We start from the raw sequence: 20737 nt of genomic DNA on the forward strand, positions 1-20737 counted from the left end.
GGCGGCTCTTTTTTTGCTATCAGTCATTAAGTTTTTACACTGCGTTAACCATTTAAGCTTCATTAAAGGTTCGCTTTATAAGATACAAACATGAAGAGCGGGACAACAGCCCGCGGGGGAAGGAGAGTTATAGAAATGGCAATTGAGGTCTTTAACCGATACGAGAACAAATACTTAATGGACACGGAAGCCTTTAACGGCTTTTACAGCCGGTTGATGGAGCATATGGAGCCGGATTCGAACAACAAAGGCGGCCAGTTTTATGTCATCAGCAATTTGTATTACGACACCGATCAGCACACGCTGGTCCGCAGCAGTCTTTCCAAACCCAAATATAAAGAAAAACTGCGGATTCGGGCGTACGGCGTTCCGTCTCCTAACGCGAAAGTGTATCTGGAGCTGAAGAAAAAGGTTTTTGGGCTCGTGAACAAACGGCGAACCTCGCTGAATCTGCAGGAGGCTTACGAATTTGTCCATACCGGACAACCCCCGGCTTTCCGGGAGGGGATGAACCGGCAGGTGATGCAGGAAATCGAATATTTCCTGTCCCGGTACCAGCTTCGCCCCATGGCCTATCTGGCTTATGACCGGATTGCGATGTTTTGCAAAGGGAACCGGGATTTGCGGATCACCTTCGACACCAACATCCGGAGCCGCCGTTACGATCTCAGACTGGAGGCCGGCGATCACGGCGAACAGCTGATGGAGCCCGGTCAGTGGCTCATGGAGGTCAAAGCAGAGAAGACGATTCCGGTCTGGCTGTCCAGGCTGCTGTCCGAACAGCAGATGTACCGGACCAGCTTCTCCAAATATGGCAATGAATACAAAAAGTCCATCCGCTACGCGAATCAGGAAAAGGAGCGCATTCTCATATGATCGAATCGATTTTTAGTTCTTACGCAGCAAGCACCGAATTAACGCTGGCCCAGGCCCTGCTGACCTTTGTGGCAGCCATCGTGGTCGGAGGCATGATCAGCTTTACTTATATGAAAACCCAAACGGCTTATTCGCAAAGCTTCACCTTAACGATGATGGTGCTGCCGACCATCGTCGCGATCATCATCATGCTGATCGGCAGCAATATCGCGCGGGCTTTCAGCCTGGCGGGCGCCTTCTCGATTATCCGGTTCCGCAGCGCGCCGGGAGATTCCAAAGACATTTCCTATGTTTTGTTCTCCATGGCCGCGGGTCTGGCCTGCGGCGTTGGAGCCTATGGTTACGCCGTGGTCTTCACCCTGCTGCTGTGCGGGCTGATGTTTGGGCTGAAGGCGCTCAAATTTGGCACGAGAAAAGACGCTTTGAAGCTTCTTAAGGTTACGATTCCTGAAAATCTCGGGTACGAGGAAGCTTTTGATGAAATCTTCAAGAAATTTAATGTCGGTTATGAGCTGAAAAAGGTGCGGACCACCGAACTTGGCAGCTTGTATGAAGTGGTCTACGCCTTGCAAATCGGTCCGGATACGAATCAGAAGGAACTGCTGGACGCCGTTCGCACACGAAACGGCAATCTGGATATCACCTTGACCATGAATCCTGTCACGCAGGAAAACTAATAAAGAGAGGTAGATTAATATGAAACGATTCAAGAAAAGCCGGGTAGCCGGAATAATGCTCTTCAGCACCGTATTGGCGGCGGGCTGCAGCGCCAATTCTACGAATGCCGGAGTATCCGGCAGCACTTCTTCAAACTCCGATTCCTCGGCGGCTGTACAATCGAGCGGGGCCGCTGCTGCAGCAGCCGTCAAACTCGCCAGCGTGGACGTCTCCAAACAGGCCGGATTTGACGATAATGACACATTGACAACCTGGAGCACGGACGGTTCTACGGCGATAAAACTTAACGCATCAAGCGCGAGCATCTCGGGGGACGGGGCAAAAGCCGCGGGAAGTACAGTTACAATTACTGAAGCGGGCACTTACGTGCTCAGCGGAACCTTGACGGACGGAGAAATTGTCATTGAAGCAGCGGAGGATGCCGTTGTTCATCTGGTCTTGAACGGCGTGCAGATCAGCAATGCCGACGGACCGGCTATCCATGTGAAGCAGGCCGACAAGGTCATCCTGACCCTGCAGGAGGGAACCGACAATACATTGGCAGACGGAGCCGCTTATGCGGATACTTCGGAGGAAGCGCCTACGGCGGCTGTTTATGCCAAAAGCGATTTGACGATTAATGGAACAGGTGCTTTGAACGTTAAAGGCAACAACAATGACGGAATAACGAGCAAGGATGATCTGAAAATCATGAGCGGCACGATCAACGTTAAATCCGCCGACGATGGTCTGATCGGCAAGGATCTGATCGCCGTGAAAGACGGTAAGATTACGGTTGATGCCGGCGGTGACGGCCTTAAGACGACCAACGATACCGATGAAGAGAAAGGCAGCATAGCCATAGCGGGAGGCACTTTCAATATCACTTCCGTCAATGACGGCATTCAGGCGGAGACTTTGTTTTATATTGTCGACGGCACGTTTAACATCGTATCGGGAGGGGGCAGTGCCGCTTCCACCAAAACGCATGAAGAGCAGCCGGGATTTGGATTTAAGGGCCAGCCAGGAGATATGGGCCAGCCACCTGCAGATATGAACTCTTCCTCAGTAGAGTTGAACCAGCCAACCGGGAATACGGTCCAGGGTCAACAGCCTGTTCAGGCCAAACCTTCAGCTTCTGAGGGTAAGGCGAATAGCGATGCCGGTACCGCAGACAGCGGAGATTCGGCGGCGGCCGAAGAGACTGAATCGGCCAGCGAGACTGAATCAACCAGCGCCAAAGCGCTGAAGGCCGGGGGAGACCTCGCGATCCAGGGCGGCGAATTCACCATCGATGCCGCAGATGATGCTATCCACAGCAACGCAAACGCCGCTATTATGGGCGGGGAGTACACCTTGTCCTCCGGCGATGACGGCATCCATGCGGATACCGCGCTCTCCATCTCAAAAGGGACCATAAACGTAGCTAAAAGCTATGAAGGCCTAGAAAGCGCGGATATGGAAATCTCCGGGGGAACGATCCATGTCACAGCTAGCGACGACGGGGTGAACATCGGCGGAAGCAGCGACGACGCATCAGCTTCGGAACCGGCCGCTGGAGGACCCGGTGGTGGAGGCGGGGATATGTTCGCCGCAACGGATGGAACGTTGACGATCAGCGGCGGTTATCTGGTCGTGGACGCTAGCGGAGACGGGCTTGATTCCAACGGTTCGATCGTGATGTCCGGGGGAACCGCGATTGTGAATGGACCTACGAATTCGGGCAACGGTGCGCTTGACTACAACGGCACTTTTGAACAGTCGGGAGGCGTGTTAATTGCAGCCGGCAGCTCGGGCATGGCCCAAGCCCCTTCAACGGATTCCAAGCAGCTTGCCGTGCAGATGACATTTCCGGATACGCTGAAAGCCGGCACGCTCGTTACCTTGGCAGACAGCACTGGCCATGCGGTAGCGGCCTTTGCACCGTCGAAAACGTTCAACAGCATCGTATTCTCCTCGCCTGAGCTCAAAGCCGGGGAAAGCTACACGATCTCTACGGGCGGAACCTCTTCCGGTGCGGAGAAAGACGGGCTTTATGACAGCGGTACAACGAACGGCAGCACTAAAGTAGTTACCTTTACCCTTGGCGACAACGTCACCTATGTGAATGAATCCGGTGTAACAACGGCCCCATCAGGCTTCGGTGGCGGCGGCCCTGGACAACCTGGACAGGGACAAGGTCAGGGAGGCGGCAGAAGAGGCATGCCGGGTACAGACGGGAACAGTCAGCAGATGCCTGGCTCCGGAACGGGAGATCAGCAGGGAACTGGAAGCAGCAGCCAGCCTGATGGGACGGAGGTAAACGGGTAAGCTGTTTGGATGTCTCCTGAATTATTGACAATTCGTATATTATTGGTTAAAACTAGAAATACAACCAAACATGCTAGGCGATGATGAAGAGAGTACGCATAAACAACTGCTTCAGAGAGCTGATGGAGGGTGCAAATCAGCGCAGCGGTTATGCCGAAGTGGGCTTCTGAGCATCCAAACCGAAAACGCAGCTGAGTAGGCTTTGGCGAAAGTCTCATCGTTACAAGAGACACGTATTAAAACCTGTTATTTATGCGGGTGCGATACGCCAAGCGAGTCCGCCAAAGCGGGCTAATTAAGGTGGTACCACGGGGTTTCTCGTCCTTTCCGGATGAGAAGCCCCTTTTTATTTTCCAAGAGGAGGGGAAAGAACATGGCTCAACAAATCGTCCTTACGGGCATCAAACCTACAGGAGAGGTGCATCTCGGCAACTATGTCGGGGCAATCAACCCGCGCTTCAGATGGCGGCGGACAAAACATGCAAACCTCTTTATTTTATCGCTGACTATCATGGTTTGACGTTTATTCAAAATAAAGGGGAATTCAATCGTTTAACCTACGGGATTGCGGCGACATGGCTGGCAATGGGCCTAGATCCGGAACAGGTGGTTTTTTATCGTCAGTCGGATGTGCCGGAAATATTTGAGCTCCACTGGATTTTGTCTTGCTTGACCCCTAAAGGGTTGATGAACCGTGCCCATGCCTATAAAGCGATAGTGGACCAGAATGAACAGACGGGGATGGAGAGGGACAACGGAGTTAACATGGGGTTGTTTACTTATCCGATCCTGATGGCGGCAGATATCCTGCTGTTTCAATCCGATCAAGTGCCAGTAGGCAAAGATCAGATCCAGCATGTGGAGATTGCCAGAGATATTGCAGAGGAATTCAATCGAAGTTTCGGGAATACCTTCAGGCTGCCAACCTTTGTAGTGGACGAAACCACGGCAGTTGTTCCCGGACTCGACGGCAGGAAAATGAGCAAAAGTTATAACAATACGATCCCGCTTTTTGCTCCGCCCGAAGAACTGGAGAAAAGGATCAAAAAAATCAAGACGGACTCGACGCCGCCAAACGAACCTAAAGATCCGAATACCTCCAGCGTATTTCTGCTCTACAAGGAATTTGCCAAACCCGAAGAAACCGAAAGGCTGCACGGCAGATTTCAGACCGGCATCAGCTGGGGAGAAGCGAAACAGGAGCTGTTTAAGGTGATGAACCGTTACTTGGAAGAACCTCGTGCGAAATACCATGCATTGATGGCCGATCCGGACCGGATCGATCGGATTCTAGCTGAAGGAGCACGGAAAGCACGCACAATGGCTCAACCGCTGCTTGAACAAGTAAAAACGAAGATCGGGCGCTTTAGATAGTTGAAGCCCAAGCAGTGGCCTGATCCAAATGGGCCTGGAGAGCGGATTGGCTGCAGCTGGCTTGTGAGCCAATTGCAGCTTTTTTTGTATTCCGGCAAAAGAAATTTTCGATAAATTTCGCGAAAGGTTGCTTTTTCCTAAAATATAATTATAATGACTTTAGTAGCGGAATGACTATTCATTCCGAATGGAGGAAATGAAATTGGCACAATTAAGCAAGAAAGAAGCCATTCTGGAGGCCGCCTTAAAGCTGTTTGCCGAACGAGGATTCGATGCTACAACCATGCCGATGATCAGCGAACTGGCCGGCGTTGGTGCAGGCACGATCTACCGGTATTTCGAGAGCAAGGAAGTTCTGCTCAACGTGCTGATCGTTGAAAGCTTGCAGGCTTTTGCGGAAGCTTTGAACCAGACGGGAACAGGGCAGAGAACAACCGTCAGGGAAGAGTTCCACCTGCTGTTCACCGGACTTTTTCAATTCGGGAAACATCGGCCCAACCGGCTGCAGCTGATTTGCTCAAACGCTAACGAGCTGTATCTGGACGAACGCAGCCGGGAGGAAGTAACGACATTTCTAAGTCAGATTCTGGCGACGATCTCTTGGGGACAGGAGCAGGGGGTCATTCGAAAAATGCCGGCAAACGCACTGATTGCAATCGTGCTGGGCGCTTTTTTTCAAGTCTCGGATGCTTTTCGAAAAGGGCTGCTGGAGGAATCCAAAGAACTGCTGGACGAAATCGAAGATTGCTGCTGGAATGCTGTAAGGATCCATTAGGTTGGATCTTTGTCTAAAGGGGAATGAATATTCATTCCTCGACTTTAAATTTAAAGGTTTAAACAGGTCCGCACTTATCCTTAAAACTCGATCAAACTTCTTTGATCTTTTATATACACGGAATGAATATTCATTCCTCATCAATACAGTTGGGGGTTCCAAACGATGAAAAAGCTACTTAATGCCAGAAGTTTATCCTTCTTAGGCTGGATTTTAATTACAATAGCAGCGCTCCTCACAATGCCTGATCTGAATCAGCTGGTGAAAGAAAAAGGGGCAATCACCATGCCGGAAACGGCGCAAAGCAGCAAAGCGGCTTCTTTCATCAAGCAGATGAATACGGGCGGAGAAGAAGAGCAGTCGATCGTGCTGGTCTTTAACAGCGGCAGTGACAAGGCCTTAAGCGATCCGCAAAAAAACGAAATCAACCATGTTCTCCGTAAGCTGCAGCAGCAAAAGTCACAGCTTGGCTTAAAGGATCTGGTGACTTACCTGGACGGGGAAGAGCAGGCGAAACGCCTCGTTTCCGAAGACGGGACCACGATCTTGACCCAAATTTCCTTCGTCTTAAACGAAGACCGGCCTATTGAGCAAATCACCTCGGATCTAGATCAGATGGTCCGAATTTCCGACGTTCCTACTTACCTGACCGGTTCGACGCTGGTCACAAACGATTTCAGCAAATCCGTCGAAGAAGGCGTTAAGAAAACCGAAACGATTGCCATCATTTTTATTCTGGTCATTCTGATTATTGTGTTCCGTTCGCCGATCATCCCTCTGATATCACTGCTGACGGTAGGCATTTCTTATTTGGTGTCTTTAGCGATCATTGGGCATTTAGTGGACAGCTTTAATTATCCGTTCTCGAACTTTACCCAGGTTTTCCTGGTTGTCGTGCTGTTTGGCATAGGGACGGATTATAACATCCTGCTCTACACGCGCTTCAAAGAAGAACTGAACAAACAGGGTGATGTGCTGGAAGCCGTAAAAGTAACCTTTAAAACCGCCGGCAAAACCGTCCTGTTCAGCGGACTTGCCGTATTTATCGGATTCCTGACGCTGCTGCTCGCCAAGTTCGGCTTGTACCGTTCTTCGTCGGCTGTTGCCGTCGGCGTCGCGGTTTTGATTATCGTGCTGAATACGTTAAACCCATTTTTCATGGTGCTTATGGGAAAAAGAATGTTCTGGCCGTCCAAATCCTTCAGCGGTCATGCCGACAGCCGGTTGTGGGGCTGGTTGTCCAGCCGTTCAGCGCTTCGTCCGCTGCTTTCCCTCCTGATCGTTGCGATCATCAGCGTGCCGCTGATTATGGGATACAGCAAGCAGCTGGCTTACGACGATCTGGCGGAAGTAGCCGATTCTTACGAGTCGAAACAAGGCATTAACGTGATCGCCGATCATTTTGCACCCGGTTTCTCGGCACCTGTCACTCTAGCCATCCGCTCAGACGAACCCTTGGACAATCAGGAATCGCTGAAGGTGCTAGACGAGCTGAGCGATAAAATTTCCAAAGTGAAAGGCGTATCCAAGGTCTATAGCGTTACCCGGCCAACCGGGGCCCGGATAGACGATCTTTACATCAATGATCAGACAGGCAAGGTAAACGAAGGCGTCGGCGAAGCCAACGGAGGCGTGGACACCATCAAGAACGGGTTGTCTTCCGTCACCGATCAGCTCAAATCCACCGACGATCTCAGCAATGTCCAGCAGCTGATCGCAGGGACCGGACAGCTGCAGGAGGGAACCAAAACCCTTGAACAAGCGATGAACCAGGTAACGGCGGGTCTAAATGACGGGACATCCGGCGCAGAGGAGCTCAGTCAAGGTTTAGCCTCCCTGAAGGCAAACGTGCAGAAGCTGCAGGCCGGAACTGCGCAGCTGAAGCAGGGATATGCCCGACTGGAGCAGGGACTTGGCTCGTTCGGCAACTTTTTCACCACGGTCAAGACGGCGGTCAAAGGGGCGATGGACGGGTATGCCCAGATACAAACCAGCATGTCGGCGATTACGGCGACCCATCCTGAAATGGCCGAGGATGTCGAAGTTCAGAAAGTTATGGGGATTACGGCTTCAGCCCAGAAGCAGTTAAATGAGCTTTACAGCCAGATCGATCCTTTGACGGCGCAGTATAATTCCGCGATGGACAGCTTTAAGCAGGCGAACGGTTCCCTGGGTCAAATCAGCGACGGTTTGGGGCAGGTCGTTAATGGAGCCGGCCAGCTTCAGAAAGGCGCCGATCAACTGACCACCGGCTTGGGTCAAGGAGCTAAAGGCTCTGCCCAAATTGCGGATAAAACCTCGGACGTGGCGTCCGGACTGGATCAGCTTGGCAAAGGCCAGCAGCAGCTTTATACAGGACTGCAGGAGCTGCAAGGCAAAATGAACGATTTGAAGGACGGATTAACCCAAAGCACGGAAGGACTCAGCTCAATTTCGGAGGGCTTGAATTCGGCTTCCCGTTATTTGGCGGGCCTCAGCCGGTCCGAGGCGTCGGAAAGCTTTTACATTCCCGATGATGTGCTGCACGGAGCAGAGTTCCAGCAGTCGCTGGATACCTACATGTCTGGCAATCGCAAAATTGCCGAAATCAGCATCATTCTGGACGACAACCCTTACTCCAAAGAAGCAATGAACGTCGTTCAGGACTTGAACGGGCAGCTGGACTCGGCGCTGAAGGGAACGAAGCTGGAGAAAGCCGATCTGGCGCTTGGGGGCGTGACTCAGCAGAATCTCGACCTTAAAGATATCGCAGGCGGCGACTTTAACCGCACCTCGGCGATTATGCTGATCGGGATCGGCATCATGCTGATTCTGATTACGCGTTCCTTCTGGCCGCCGGTGTTCGTCATAGGTTCTCTATATTTAACCTACCTGATCACGCTGGGCGCCAACGAGTTTATCAGCAAGCAGCTGGTTCAGGTCGATGATTTGAGCTGGAACGTTCCGTTCTTTACTTTCATCATGATTGTTACTTTGGGCGTGGATTACAGTATTTTCCTGCTGATGCGCTACAGAGAAATCGAAGCAAGTCCTACGGAAGCGATTAAACAAGCCTCCAGAAACCTGGGCGGCGTCGTGATTTCGGCGGCCATCATTCTGGGTGGCACCTTTGCGGCGCTCATTCCATCAGGCGTTATTACGCTGATTGAAGTGGCGATTGGCGTTATGATTGGGTTGGTGCTGCTTAGTCTGATCATGCTGCCCGTTTTGTTCCCGGCTTTGATGAACCTTCTGGACCGGGCGGGCCGCTTTAGCCGTAAAGAGAAGGAGGCGAATGCCGAACAGCAGGAGGACAACAACAGCATAACTGGTTAACGATCTTGTCTTAAACAAACAAACCCAAAGCGCTTAGCCGCTTTGGGTTTGTTTGTTTCGTACGCGCTGCTACCAAAAGAAACGCAGCGCCATCATGGCCAGCATGCCGACAATGACGGTCGCCAGCAGGCTGCGGGTCAAGACAGATGCGGCAAAAGCGGGAAGCGCAGCGATCACTTCCACGCCAAGCGACAGCTTTCCGTCCTGTACCAGCAATTCTTGTCCGATCAAAGCGGCCATTACCGCTACGGGCACAAAATTCAGCCAGCGCATGCCCCATTCGGGGATTTGAATCCGGCTGAGCAAGACAAGCGGCAGCACTCTCGGAATCAAGGTGACGATTGAGGCCCCGACAATCATGAGGAAGACATCCCATCTTATTTCCATCTGCTCACCGCCATTCCGAGAGTTGAAGCAGCTATCGTAGCCAAGATGATCGTAATGCTGCTGGAGGTCAAATAACTTAACGCGACAACCAGGCAGATCGAACATAAGACCACAAGCAGATCGGCCTTAAGCTTTCGGCGGCTGATCAGCTGAAGCACCAAAAGGCCGATAAACATGGCCGGCAGGGCAAAGTCCAGCCCGAGCTGTTCCGGGTCGGCAATCCACTGGCCCAGAAAAGCGCCGGCGATATTGGCTATGATCCAGTTCAAATAAGCCGTGAGATTCAAGCCGTGCATCCACTTTTCCGAAAGCCTATGCTTCATAGCCGCCTGGTGAATGGCCACCCCAAACGTTTCGTCGGTAAGCAGGGCGCCTACCAGCAAATTTTTGAGCGGGGAGAGAAGCCGGAAATAAGGCGATAAAGCCGCGCTGAGCAGCAAATGGCGCAGGTTGACGAAGAAGATCGTAAGCACGATCGCGGCCGGCGAACCGGAAGCGGCCAGCATGCCTGCGGCAATAAACTGGGCAGAGCCGGCATAAATGAGCACGGACATCAGCAGGATTTCAGCTATGCTGAGCCCGGCCGTTTTCTCGACCACACCGGCAGCAAAGCCGATGCTCAAATAGCCCAATAATGTGGGGATACAGCTTTTGACCCCTTGGAGAAAACGTTCTTCCTGAATGTGCGGTTCATAATTAGGTGCGGTTAAGTTCTCCTGCAAAGCCATCCAACTCTTTCTTTATTTAATATCTCGTAAACCTATCGTATAACTTTCATCATACAATGACAGCGGGAAGAAAAACTATGGATTTCCCAAAATCGAAGTGCTGCGCTGCTGAAAAGTTGACGTTATAGAAGGAACTGGCTACAATAGCGATATAATTCGTAATTATTACGATTAGACCATAAAGCAAGCTTCCCTACGAACAGCGACCGAGGAACAATGCGGGGCAAAGAAGAAGTAGGGAAGCATTGAACAAGGACATGAAGGAGTAGTTTAACAGATTATGAGCAAAAGCAACCGGTTCAACAGCAGCCGCCTTCCCACCGCTAAAGGCATGGACATGGCCACCGTTTATTCCCCGAAGGAGTGTTCCCGCAAAGCCAAATACATCGTGTTATCCCCGGCTAATAAGACGATTATAGAGGAGTTTCAGGCTATATTAGCGATGAAAGAACAATTCGAAAAGCATGATGTGCCCGTTTCGAACAAAATCATGATGTTTGGCCCGCCGGGGACAGGCAAACGCAGAACGGAGTCTGGCCGAAGGATTGGAGTAAACAAATAAGATGCCGGAAAAAGAAAACAGAAGCGGTCCCTCAAAGGGCCGCTTCTGTTGTGTTATCAAAACTAATGACCGCTAAAGCATCATGCAGATGGATAGATTCTTCGTTCCGGCATTCCACCTTAAAAGCCTTCACGAAATCCATTTCGTACAAATCGGCGGCAACGAGCCGCGCCATATCCTCCACGAAACGTGGATTCTCATAAGCCCTTTCTGTAACAGCTTTCTCGTCCGGGCGTTTAAGAACAGGATGCAGGGGAGAGCTGGCGTTGGATTCTATGGCATCCAGCAGGAGCGTTTTCCAATCGCTTTGCGGAAGCGAGGTCTCGTCCAATTCAACCGTAACCGTCACATTTCCCCGCTGGTTATGGGCACTGTATTCGCTGATCTCTTTGGAGCACGGACACAAGGTGGTAACGGCCGTTTGGAGCTTCAAGACAAATTCCAGGGGGTTTCCTTGGGCGTAGATGACTTTCATGGAGGCCTGAGAATGGTTTAGACCCGTCATTCCTAAAACAGGGGAACTGCGCTCGTAGAACCAAGGGAATTCAAGCTCGATCTCCGCCTGGGTTTGCTCCATGTATTCGGCCATTTCGGCGGCAAGCCGCTGCAGTCCCTCAAAGTCCGCTTCCCACTTCTCCCGTCTGTACCGCTCAAGCAGCTCGGTCAGTCTGCTCATATTGATTCCTTTGGACTCCCGCTGCAGACTCGTCGTCAACGTTAATTCGGCAACGGTGGTTTGAATGTCCGGTATCAGCTCCGAGCGGATTTGAATCGGATGACGGACTTTACATATACCTACCTGGTTGATGTTAAACAAATAATCATGGCTCCGATTCTGAAGGTCAGACATTTTTTCTTTGGTAGTCGGTTTGTTCCCGGGAATAGGCGGAACCGAACCAAACCGGATAAGTCGCTCTTCTTTCGAAGGAAGCGGCTGTGCAGCATATGATTTCATAATGATAGCTCCTAGAATTCTTGTTGAATTTTGTTTGGTCGATTAATCGTAAAAATAACTATTAACAGTATAAAAACGATTTTGAGCCTTGTCAATTTACTCCTTGGCGCAGCATGTAAGTACAGACATGTCTATATCATTTCACGGGTAAAGATGTTGAATAGAAGCTGTTAATAAAAAACGGAAAATATTCCGGGTCCGGGAGGTCAGGTTTATTGCCGTGAATATAAACGTAATAATGAAAATTCTGCCGATTGCCTTGATCCAGTACAGGAGTTTCGATTATAATACCCCCTGGGGTATAGGAAAGGGTAAGCAGCTAGGAGGCGCCACAAATGAATGTTCATTATCCGGACGAGATTAAAGCTCGTCTTCGAAGAATTGAAGGGCAAACCAGAGGCGTATTGCGTCTAATGGAAGAAGGAAAATCATGCAAGGACGTTGTGGCACAGCTGTCCGCCGTCCGAAATGCTGCCGACAAGGCTATAGCCCAAATTGTGGCGGAGAACTTGAGCAGGTGCATTTACGAAGAACAAGCAGCTGAAAATCCGGACACGGACCAATTAGTGAAGCAAGCTATTGAACTGCTGGTCAAAAGCCGCTGATGAAATGGCTTTAACAATAAAGGAGGCCGAATGAATGGCTTTTAAAGTACCCAAAGAAATTTCGCCTGAGCAGCTGGAAGAGCGGCTGCATCAAGGAGAAACGGTAATGATGCTGGATGTGCGTGAGCCGGGTGAGTGGTTTGAAGGCCATCTTCCCGGGGCCAAACATATTCCTCTAGGAGCTCTTCCTGAACGGTGCGAGGAGCTTGACCGGAATAAAGAGTGGGTTGTGATGTGCAGGAGCGGCGGCCGGAGCGGCCTTGCTTGTGAAATCCTGCATGAGAGGGGCTTCAAAGTCGTCAATCTGACCGGAGGTCTTCTGAGATGGACCGGAGAACTGTCTGGTGAAAGGGAGTCCAACTGATCATGATATTGGGGATCATTTTGCTTGGAGCAGGAGGAATGTTCTTGGTCTGGCTGGTCCGTCAGCTTTGGCCTCTTCAGTATCTCTCCTTTGTCGATATTAGGGACTGGAAGAACAAGAGAAAGCAGTGCCCGGAGATGAAAATGCTGGATGTCCGCGACACGTCTGATTTCCAACAGCTTCACCTGCCTTGCTCTGTCAATATTTCATTGGGCCGTTTGCCTTTTGTATGGAGAAAAGCATTATCTCCCGAGCAATGTGTGGTTATTGTGTCCGCTCATCCTTTCAAAACGAAGAAGGCCGCCAGAATTTTGCGGAAAAGGGGCTTTCACAAGCTGTATGCCTTACGCGGAAATATCTTTCAACATGAAGAATGGCTAAATCAGGCCTCCATTACAAAGGCGGATTGTCCCAATCAACAAGGCTTCAGTTTATAATCTGCAGAAATAGTATACATTACAAGAAAAAAGCGCTGCCGCGTACAACGGGAGAAACCCCCATTGTACGTCGGGCAGCGCTTTTATTCGCTTTGTTATCTCCAATCAATTCAGCTTCCATAAAGCCGGTGTGTTTGGCGGTTCCCAAGTCACGATGGAGGTATGGGCCTGCAAGCAAGTATAGGTGTATCCGCCATAAGTAACGACATCCCCCACATGGTAGGAAACACCAGCAGCCCAAGCTGATGTACCGGGAGCAGGAGTTGGAGATGGTGTAGGAGCGGGCGTAGGACTAGGCGTCGGCGAAGGTGTCGGGGTAGGGCCTGGAGTTGGTGTTGGTGTAGGAGCAGGTGTCGGCGATGGCGTAGGACTTGGCGTTGGTACCGGGCCTCCCGGCAGCTCCGTAATCAACTTGTTCTGCAGTGTTTTGTTGCGGTCCCCGCTCAGTTCCCAGAACATGGCGCCGGCCAGCCCTTTGGATTTCAAATAATTGATCTTATATCCGATAGATTCGGCATCGTCGTAACTGATGAAGGTCCTGGTTGAAGGGTTATAAAGGTAAGGGACTTTGGCCGTATCGTTCCAGTAGCGGGTGTAGCCGTTTTTGTTAATATAATTGGCCTCAAGGTCGTAGAAGTCATAGCTGCCGTTCTCCCAGGTTCCTGAATTCGAGATTCCGGAAGAAACCTGGTATTGACCATTACCTGTGTTTGGTGCGCCGCTCCAGCCGCGTCCATAGAACGGCATTCCCAATACCAGCTTATTCGCCGGCACGCCGTTAGCCAAATAGGTGGTGACTGCCTTATCGATATTGAAATTTTGTGGATCGGTCAAGCCGGTGGAGGCGGTGGCAGGATCATAATAGAGAGGTGCGTTATGTCCGGTTGTCGTGTTCCAGGAGCCGTTAAAGTCATAGGTCATGATGTTGATCCAATCGACAACCGAAGCGATTCCAGCCAGATTGTTGTTGGCTGCATAAGAAGGGCTTGCACCGGAGGCTATGGTCAGCAGATAGGTTTTGCCGTCCGCTTGGCCGGCGGCATTTAATTTTTCACGGATTTTTTGCAGCAAAAGTACATAGTTTTGTTTATCTTCAGGACGGACGCTGTTGCCGGCAAGGCCGCCGCCTACCGGGTATTCCCAGTCCAGGTCAACACCGTCCATCTGGTATTTGCGAATGAAATCAACAGCTGAATTGGCGAATACTTCGCGTGTGGCCGCCGATGCGGCTACGTCCGAGAAGCGGTTTGACCAGGTCCAGCCGCCAACGGAGATGACGGTCTTCAGGTTCGGATTCCGCTCTTTCAGTTTCCAGAGCTGCTTCAGATTGCCTTTGATCGGATCATCCCATTTGTCGCCATCGAAGCTCTTACCCGTATCGATCCAGGGATCGCCGAGGACAATCGTCCCGTTTGGCACATTGATCGTCTGCGCCTGCTCATTTTGACAGGTCCAGGTTACCGGGTTAGGACCGGTTGGATCGGGGTTGCCGTGGATGCCGTTCCAGCAAATATCGGCAAAAGCATAATTAATGACGTTCATCTTGGTCGGATCTATGTCAGAAACATTATATCCCCGCGCATAAGCCGACCACGATGGATAATACCCGACAAGCTTGTAATCTTGAGCGGCTGTGGCCGTTTTGACGGAGGAGCCCAAAGCAGGAAATAGCGTAAGTAAAAGTACGGCGATCATTACGATGGAGAAGGATTTACGATGCTTCTTATTTCTGAACAACATCATCGATTTGCCTCCCTTATTAAAGATTTCAATGGATAAATCCTGATCTTATGGAAGCCTTGTATTTCAAATGTTCAGATTCACCTCCCGCTGATTCAGCTGACCTTCACCCGTTGTTTCTGCCCGCTTAATAAGTCTATCTGCGAATCTATCACCGAGTCTCTCAACTTTCTCTCAATAGAGCATGTTTTTGCACAGCAAAAATAGATGGACGACGCTGCAGATTTAATCCATAAAACAATAAATTTGACTGCGTTTTACTTCAGGAGCTTTGTTGTCTGTCGTTGTTGTTTAGCGCTAAAACCATATCGAGGGCTGATAGAAAAATAGCAGGATGTAAAGGATAGACGAATAGAAGGAAGCCCACTTCAAAAGGAGCGGGTGAAGGTATTTCTATTTTCATCCATATTTCGGCATTGGTCTAGGGATAAAATCCGACTTTAATGGGGGAATTTTTTCAAATCTCTTCAGGCCGCTAAGGAGGGGACTCTAGGTATATATCTTTGCAGTAAAGGTAATTCTGAATTTCGGAAGCCACCATCAACATCCCTTAGGAGGAATAAATGAAATGATGAACCCTATGAACGTGTCCCAGCAAATCCGCCAAATCGAGCAAACTATTCGTGAGCTTGAACAGCAAACCCGCCAGGCTACCGTAATGTACCAACAAATGCTGGAGCAGGAACAGCAGAATGCCATGCGTCTTGAAGAACTTTCCCAGCGTGAACGCAAAGCAGCCCAAACGATTCAACACGCGCTCCAAGGCCATCAAATGGCAATGCAGCAGTATCAACAGATCTCCAGTTTGGTCAATCAAATCGAACATTCTGCTCAAAACCCAGCATTTGGGGCAGGAATCCAGCACACCGGTTATAACCAGCCTACTTTTGGAACACAGTCGTTTGGACAAAGCGGTTTCGGACAGGCTTCGATCGGATCTATGGGAACGGGTCAAAACAACGGTTATCAGCAGTAATCAAGTTTGTAAGAAGATTAAAGGAACCGCTGCAGCAGAACTGCGGCGGTTCCTTTTGCTTAACCCGCAAGCCATATCATGCGGCAAAATATTCTTGCCTGCATTGGTACATACTGAGAACAAGATGCGTACGCCATTTGGCTACATGGAGGTTGCTATGGTATTTACAATCACAATTATCATCGCTGCATTATTTGCTATATGGGGAGCCATTGCCCCAGATAGCTTGGCCGCTGCAGCTAATCAAGCCTATAATTTCTCTATTCAAAATTTTGGCTGGTTTTATTTGCTCGCGACGTTGTTTTTTCTACTATTTGCGCTGTATTTAGCTTTCAGCAGGTACGGGAATATCCGATTGGGTGATGACGATGATGAACCGGAATATTCCACCCTTTCCTGGTTATCCATGCTGTTCAGCGCAGGTATGGGAATTGGACTTGTCTTTTGGGGAGTAGCGGAACCCTTGTCCCATTACTTATCTCCTCCGGAAGGGGCTAAAGGAGGAACAACGGAGGCGGCTCGCCTGGCGATGCGTTATTCCTTTTTTCATTGGGGGCTTCATCCATGGGCGATTTATACGGTTATAGCTTTGTCTCTGGCTTATTTTCAATTTCGAAAAGGATATAAAGGGTTAATCAGCTTCACCTTCATTCCTCTGTTTGGTGAGCGGCTGGTCAACGGATGGCTTGGCAAAACCATCGACATTCTGGCTGTGATCGCTACCATCTTCGGCGTAGCCACCTCGCTTGGGCTGGGGGCGCTGCAAATTGGAGGAGGACTCCATCACCTGTTTGGACTTCCGAACACGGCTTGGTCTCAAATCCTTATCATAACTGTGGTAACTATCTTGTTCCTGCTGTCGGCAAGCACAGGTTTGGATAAAGGAATCAAGATTCTGAGCAACGCTAATCTGATTATTGCCGTACTGCTCATGATGTTTGTCTGGGTAACAGGACCGACTTCTTTTATCTTTGATACCTTTACGACGACTTTGGGCAGCTACCTGCAAAATATAGTCAACATGAGCTTAAGGCTTACGCCGTTCTCCGAAAGTACCTGGGTTGGCGCATGGACGCTGTTCTATTGGGCCTGGTGGATTGCCTGGGCTCCTTTTGTCGGCACCTTTATTGCCCGGGTGTCCAAAGGCAGAACCATTAAGGAATTTGTCATCTGCGTGATGATTATTCCGAGTTTGTTCGGATTTATCTGGTTTTCGGTATTTGGCGGCACGGGCCTGCAGCTGGAAATGTTCGATTTTGCAAATTTGGCGGAGGCTGTTCAAAGAGATACGACAACGGCTCTTTTTATTACGCTGGAACAGCTCCCTTTAGGAACGATCATAGCATTTATTGCTACGCTTTTGATCATGACCTTCTTTATTACATCAGCCGATTCGGCAACGTTTGTACTCGGCATGCTGACATCGGACGGAAATTTGAATCCAAGCAACAAAGTCAAAATTACCTGGGGGATTTTACAGTCAGGAATCGCAGTCGTCCTGCTGATCAGCGGCGGTTTAAATGGGCTCCAGACAGCTTCAGTTGCAGCTGCACTGCCGTTTGCAGTCGTTCTGATCGGCATGTGCTTCTCGCTGCTCAAAGCGCTGCAGGCTGAAGACAAGGAACGCCGCAGGAAAGAGAAGCAGCAGCGGATGAAACTGAAACGGCTGTTGGAGGAATCAACCGCAGCGAAATGACGATCACCTAGAAACAAGGACTACTGAATGAATGAAGATAGCCTCACTCCTTGATTGACTTGATTTTGGATAAACTGCCTTAGACGGTGCTTCTCGTTTACTGGTTAGTCCGCTGCGGTCAAGTTCCATTCAATATTTTTAGGTTTGCGGAAAAAACATCTTGCGCTTGAGTTCACTCCAGCACTTAGAATACAGCTGAATAGGGGAAAGGAAGCAGATGTAACAGACCCTATTTATACCAAATCTGAGGAGGAAATCAAAATGAAATATCGTATTCTTGGGGCTACCGGCATGTCCGTGAGCGAGTATACGCTTGGAGCCATGATGTTCGGAGCCATGGGAAATCAAGATCATGGAGATTCCGTTCGCATCATTCATCAAGCGCTGGACGCCGGAATCAATATCATGGATACGGCCGACGTTTATTCAAAGGGAGAATCTGAGGTTATCGTCGGCAAGGCGCTGAAAGGGCGGAGGGACCAAGTGATCCTAGCCACCAAGTTCGGGCTGCCTATGAGCGCTGATCCTAACCAGCGGGGAGGTTCAGCCAGATGGATCAAAAAGGCGGTTGAGGACAGTTTGCGGCGGCTGGATACGGACTATATTGACCTTTATCAAATCCACCGTCTGGATGTTCACACCGATATGGCCGAAACGCTTGCGGCGCTGTCCGACTTGATCCGCGAGGGTAAAGTAAGGGCAATTGGTTCATCAACCTTCCCGGCCGAGTGGATCGTTGAGGCTCAATGGGCTGCCCGGCGGGGCAACTATCATCGTTTTCTGACGGAGCAGCCCAGATACTCCATCTTTACAAGAAGGCTGGAGGGTGCGGTTCTGCCTACGGCGCTGCGGTATGGGATGGGCGTGATAACGTATAGTCCGCTGAATAGCGGATGGTTATCCGGACGCGCGGATTTAACGGCCAGCCACCGGGCGTTAACCCTGCCGGATCAGTATGACCCGGCACTTCCCGGAAATGCCGCCAAAGCAGAAGCGCTTGAGAAGCTGAATAAGCTTGCTGAAGAATCAGGCGTGACACTGCCTCATCTGGCTGTAGCGTTTGTGAAGGCGCATCCGGCCGTTTCTTCGGTGATTATCGGTCCGCGGACAGCGGAGCAGCTCGAGAGTCTTCTGGCTGGTGCAGATCTGGAGTTAACGGAGGAACAGCTTGATCGAATCGATGAGATTGTGCCTCCGGGTAAGGATCTCAATCCGGAAGACAACTATGCCGATGAGCCGCCGGCTCTTATGGATAAACGTCTGCGCCGGCGGTAATATAGGAGCATGGGAACGGCCCGACAGCCTAAATCTCGGATTTGAGGTATGCTCCAGACCTAAGGTACAATCATTTCTAAGATGATGTATATTTCAGCTAGTGGAAAGACGTGGTCAGGAATCATCTTCTAGTTGGGGGCAAAGGAGAGAAACGAATGGAACCGACCTATTCAATCGGCGAGATGTCAGAAATGACGGGTCTTAGCTACGATACAATCCGTTATTATGAGAAAATGAATTTGATCCCGCCGGCCAAGCGTAATAAATACGGACAACGGGAATACAGCCGATCCGACTACGACCGCCTTGTCTTCGTAACCCGTCTCAAAAGAACCCAAATGCCGCTTAAAGAAATCGAAAGATATATGGCAGCGGTAGCTAGCCGTGATTACGAAGCCTGTTACCACGCCCTTATCGAACACAAAAATCTTCTTGCTGAGCAGCAGGCAGAAATTAATGCCACACTTGAGCTTATGAATTTTAAAATGGAGTATTTCCATACCCTTATGACGGATACGAAGGGCGCCAGCGAACCCAAGGGAGAACTTCATCAGAAGCTCAAAGAGAGGCTGGAGGAATCAAGGTTAAATCGGCAATAGTAGGCAGGGAAAACTAAAGGATTTAAAACTTAATAGCATAAATAATTAATTCCATTAATAATATAATGTACTCTGATTTTCACCGTTTAATCGGCCCTTAAGATCCTGTGGTTGGAATTATTTGCATGTCCACTTCACCGCAAATTTTTGGTAAGGTAGGGAGATACAATCCAAAATAACAGGTGATAAGTGCTTATGATCAAGAAACGTTGTTTATTCTGCGATAAGATCGTTATGATTCAACCCGAAAGGGATTCCGATAGATTCATAGACTGTGCCTGCTCCCCCGGCGGGTTCTATAATCTGCGCCGAGACAGCTATGAACCGATTCAGTCGCTGCCGCATCCCAAAAAACGCGACACGCTGCATATCATTTCCGCCTATATTCGCGAACAAACAGACCGCGGCGAACAAGTGACTCTAGCAGCCGATGATTTGGATGCTATTGTCAATGACCCTCAAATTCCGGCAACTATAGAAGCTAAAGGCGGCCGCCTGCTGCAGTATCTTTATCGGCATGCAGACCGGGAAGGGGACCCTGTAGTGATTCAGCCATTGTCGGCCAGCTATAACCTGACATATTCTCACAATCTGCAGGAACTGGTGTATATTTTGGACAAGCTCAGCAGCGACAATCTGCTTATCAGGGAGGGCATGAACTTCCGGCTTACGGCAAAAGGATGGAAGGAAGCCGCTGCCCAGGCAGGAGGCAAAAAGCTGAAAAATTGTTCTGTGCTTCTTTCGAAAGGACCGGAGCTGCGAGCGCAGTGGCAGGAGACATTGTTCCCAAAAATTGAGCAGCTTGGCTATCTGCCGCATATGCTGCCTCAGTCAAACTCGCCAAATACTTTGGAAGTCGTTGCCATGAGCCAAGCGGTCATCGCCGACTTAACGGACCATTCCCCGGAAGTCTATTTGGCAGCCGGATATGCGCTTGCTTTGAATCTTCCGGTCATATGGACGATAAACGGCGGGGAAACCGGAACCAGGCAATACTCCTCATCCTTCAAAGAAGTCCGGCCGATCGTTTGGAATACCTTTGACGAGCTGACGGTTATGATTCAGCAGAGGCTGAACAAGTAAACAGGATTAGATCATTTAACTGA

General features: G+C 50.0%; 18 protein-coding genes, 1 pseudogene and 1 other annotated feature. Of the genes and pseudogenes, 15 read left to right on the plus strand and 4 right to left on the minus strand.

Going from position 1 to position 20737, the window contains the following annotated elements:
* Positions 1-135: 135 nt before the first annotated feature.
* The 6 genes and pseudogenes from CBE73_RS02710 (at position 136) to CBE73_RS02735 (ending at position 9307) form a co-directional block, all read left to right on the plus strand.
* Entirely contained in the window at positions 136-876 is a 741-nt protein-coding gene (locus CBE73_RS02710) for a polyphosphate polymerase domain-containing protein (RefSeq protein WP_094092890.1), read from the plus strand.
* Positions 873-1553: a DUF4956 domain-containing protein gene (locus CBE73_RS02715; RefSeq protein ID WP_094092891.1), complete on the plus strand. Its 681-nt coding sequence runs from the start codon at positions 873-875 to the stop codon at positions 1551-1553. Before CBE73_RS02710 ends, CBE73_RS02715 begins: the two co-directional genes overlap by 4 nt.
* 19 nt (positions 1554-1572) lie before the next feature.
* Positions 1573-3843 carry a carbohydrate-binding domain-containing protein gene (locus CBE73_RS02720; RefSeq protein ID WP_094092892.1) on the plus strand — a complete coding sequence of 757 codons (2271 nt, stop codon included), beginning with the start codon at positions 1573-1575 and terminating at the stop codon, positions 3841-3843.
* A 71-nt stretch (positions 3844-3914) separates the two neighbouring features.
* Positions 3915-4172, plus strand: a binding site (T-box leader).
* A 44-nt stretch (positions 4173-4216) separates the two neighbouring features.
* Positions 4217-5217, plus strand: a pseudogene (locus CBE73_RS02725) (tryptophan--tRNA ligase).
* A gap of 196 nt (positions 5218-5413) precedes the next feature.
* Positions 5414-5992 (plus strand): TetR/AcrR family transcriptional regulator, encoded by a 579-nt coding sequence (locus tag CBE73_RS02730; protein WP_244905515.1) that lies wholly within the window; start codon positions 5414-5416, stop codon positions 5990-5992.
* Between the two features lie 165 nt (positions 5993-6157).
* Positions 6158-9307, plus strand: a complete 3150-nt coding sequence (locus tag CBE73_RS02735; RefSeq protein ID WP_094092894.1) for an MMPL family transporter — start codon at positions 6158-6160, stop codon at positions 9305-9307.
* A 69-nt stretch (positions 9308-9376) separates the two neighbouring features.
* On the opposite strand, the gene CBE73_RS02740 is transcribed toward CBE73_RS02735, so the two are convergent.
* Positions 9377-9694, minus strand: a complete 318-nt coding sequence (locus tag CBE73_RS02740; RefSeq protein ID WP_094092895.1) for an AzlD domain-containing protein — start codon at positions 9692-9694, stop codon at positions 9377-9379.
* The gene (locus CBE73_RS02745) at positions 9685-10422 is read right to left on the minus strand and encodes an AzlC family ABC transporter permease (RefSeq protein ID WP_094092896.1); all 738 of its coding nucleotides are present in this window, start codon (positions 10420-10422) and stop codon (positions 9685-9687) included. Before CBE73_RS02745 ends, CBE73_RS02740 begins: the two co-directional genes overlap by 10 nt.
* 280 nt (positions 10423-10702) lie before the next feature.
* On the opposite strand from CBE73_RS02745, the gene CBE73_RS02750 reads away from it, so the two are divergent.
* Positions 10703-10984 carry a hypothetical protein gene (locus CBE73_RS02750; RefSeq protein WP_094092897.1) on the plus strand — a complete coding sequence of 94 codons (282 nt, stop codon included), beginning with the start codon at positions 10703-10705 and terminating at the stop codon, positions 10982-10984.
* A gap of 31 nt (positions 10985-11015) precedes the next feature.
* Here the strand turns inward: CBE73_RS02750 and folE2 are convergent, their stop codons facing one another.
* The gene (gene folE2, locus CBE73_RS02755) at positions 11016-11939 is read right to left on the minus strand and encodes a GTP cyclohydrolase FolE2 (protein ID WP_094092898.1); all 924 of its coding nucleotides are present in this window, start codon (positions 11937-11939) and stop codon (positions 11016-11018) included.
* A gap of 335 nt (positions 11940-12274) precedes the next feature.
* On the opposite strand from folE2, the gene CBE73_RS02760 reads away from it, so the two are divergent.
* Genes CBE73_RS02760 through CBE73_RS02770 form a run of 3 tightly spaced genes read left to right on the plus strand, consistent with a single transcriptional unit; the run spans position 12275 to position 13345 of the window.
* On the plus strand, positions 12275-12544 hold the full coding sequence (locus CBE73_RS02760; RefSeq protein WP_094092899.1) for a metal-sensitive transcriptional regulator: 270 nt from the start codon (positions 12275-12277) through the stop codon (positions 12542-12544).
* A 34-nt stretch (positions 12545-12578) separates the two neighbouring features.
* Positions 12579-12908, plus strand: coding sequence for a rhodanese-like domain-containing protein (locus CBE73_RS02765; RefSeq protein ID WP_094092900.1), 330 nt, complete (start codon positions 12579-12581; stop codon positions 12906-12908).
* A gap of 38 nt (positions 12909-12946) precedes the next feature.
* On the plus strand, positions 12947-13345 hold the full coding sequence (locus CBE73_RS02770; RefSeq protein WP_268237141.1) for a rhodanese-like domain-containing protein: 399 nt from the start codon (positions 12947-12949) through the stop codon (positions 13343-13345).
* A 105-nt stretch (positions 13346-13450) separates the two neighbouring features.
* On the opposite strand, the gene CBE73_RS02775 is transcribed toward CBE73_RS02770, so the two are convergent.
* The gene (locus tag CBE73_RS02775; RefSeq protein ID WP_094092902.1) at positions 13451-15088 is read right to left on the minus strand and encodes a glycosyl hydrolase family 18 protein; all 1638 of its coding nucleotides are present in this window, start codon (positions 15086-15088) and stop codon (positions 13451-13453) included.
* A gap of 565 nt (positions 15089-15653) precedes the next feature.
* On the opposite strand from CBE73_RS02775, the gene CBE73_RS02780 reads away from it, so the two are divergent.
* The 5 genes from CBE73_RS02780 to CBE73_RS02800 all read left to right on the plus strand — a co-directional run bounded on the left by CBE73_RS02780 (position 15654) and on the right by CBE73_RS02800 (position 20714).
* On the plus strand, positions 15654-16061 hold the full coding sequence (locus CBE73_RS02780; protein ID WP_094092903.1) for a hypothetical protein: 408 nt from the start codon (positions 15654-15656) through the stop codon (positions 16059-16061).
* A 157-nt stretch (positions 16062-16218) separates the two neighbouring features.
* Positions 16219-17757, plus strand: coding sequence for a glycine betaine uptake BCCT transporter (locus tag CBE73_RS02785; RefSeq protein WP_094092904.1), 1539 nt, complete (start codon positions 16219-16221; stop codon positions 17755-17757).
* 261 nt (positions 17758-18018) lie between these two features.
* Positions 18019-19032 carry an aldo/keto reductase gene (locus tag CBE73_RS02790; RefSeq protein ID WP_094092905.1) on the plus strand — a complete coding sequence of 338 codons (1014 nt, stop codon included), beginning with the start codon at positions 18019-18021 and terminating at the stop codon, positions 19030-19032.
* A gap of 155 nt (positions 19033-19187) precedes the next feature.
* Positions 19188-19631, plus strand: coding sequence for a MerR family transcriptional regulator (locus tag CBE73_RS02795; protein ID WP_094092906.1), 444 nt, complete (start codon positions 19188-19190; stop codon positions 19629-19631).
* Between the two features lie 195 nt (positions 19632-19826).
* Positions 19827-20714: a hypothetical protein gene (locus CBE73_RS02800; protein ID WP_094092907.1), complete on the plus strand. Its 888-nt coding sequence runs from the start codon at positions 19827-19829 to the stop codon at positions 20712-20714.
* Positions 20715-20737 lie beyond the last annotated feature (23 nt).

The organism is Paenibacillus physcomitrellae, assembly GCF_002240225.1.
GTDB lineage: Bacteria > Bacillota > Bacilli > Paenibacillales > Paenibacillaceae > Fontibacillus > Fontibacillus physcomitrellae.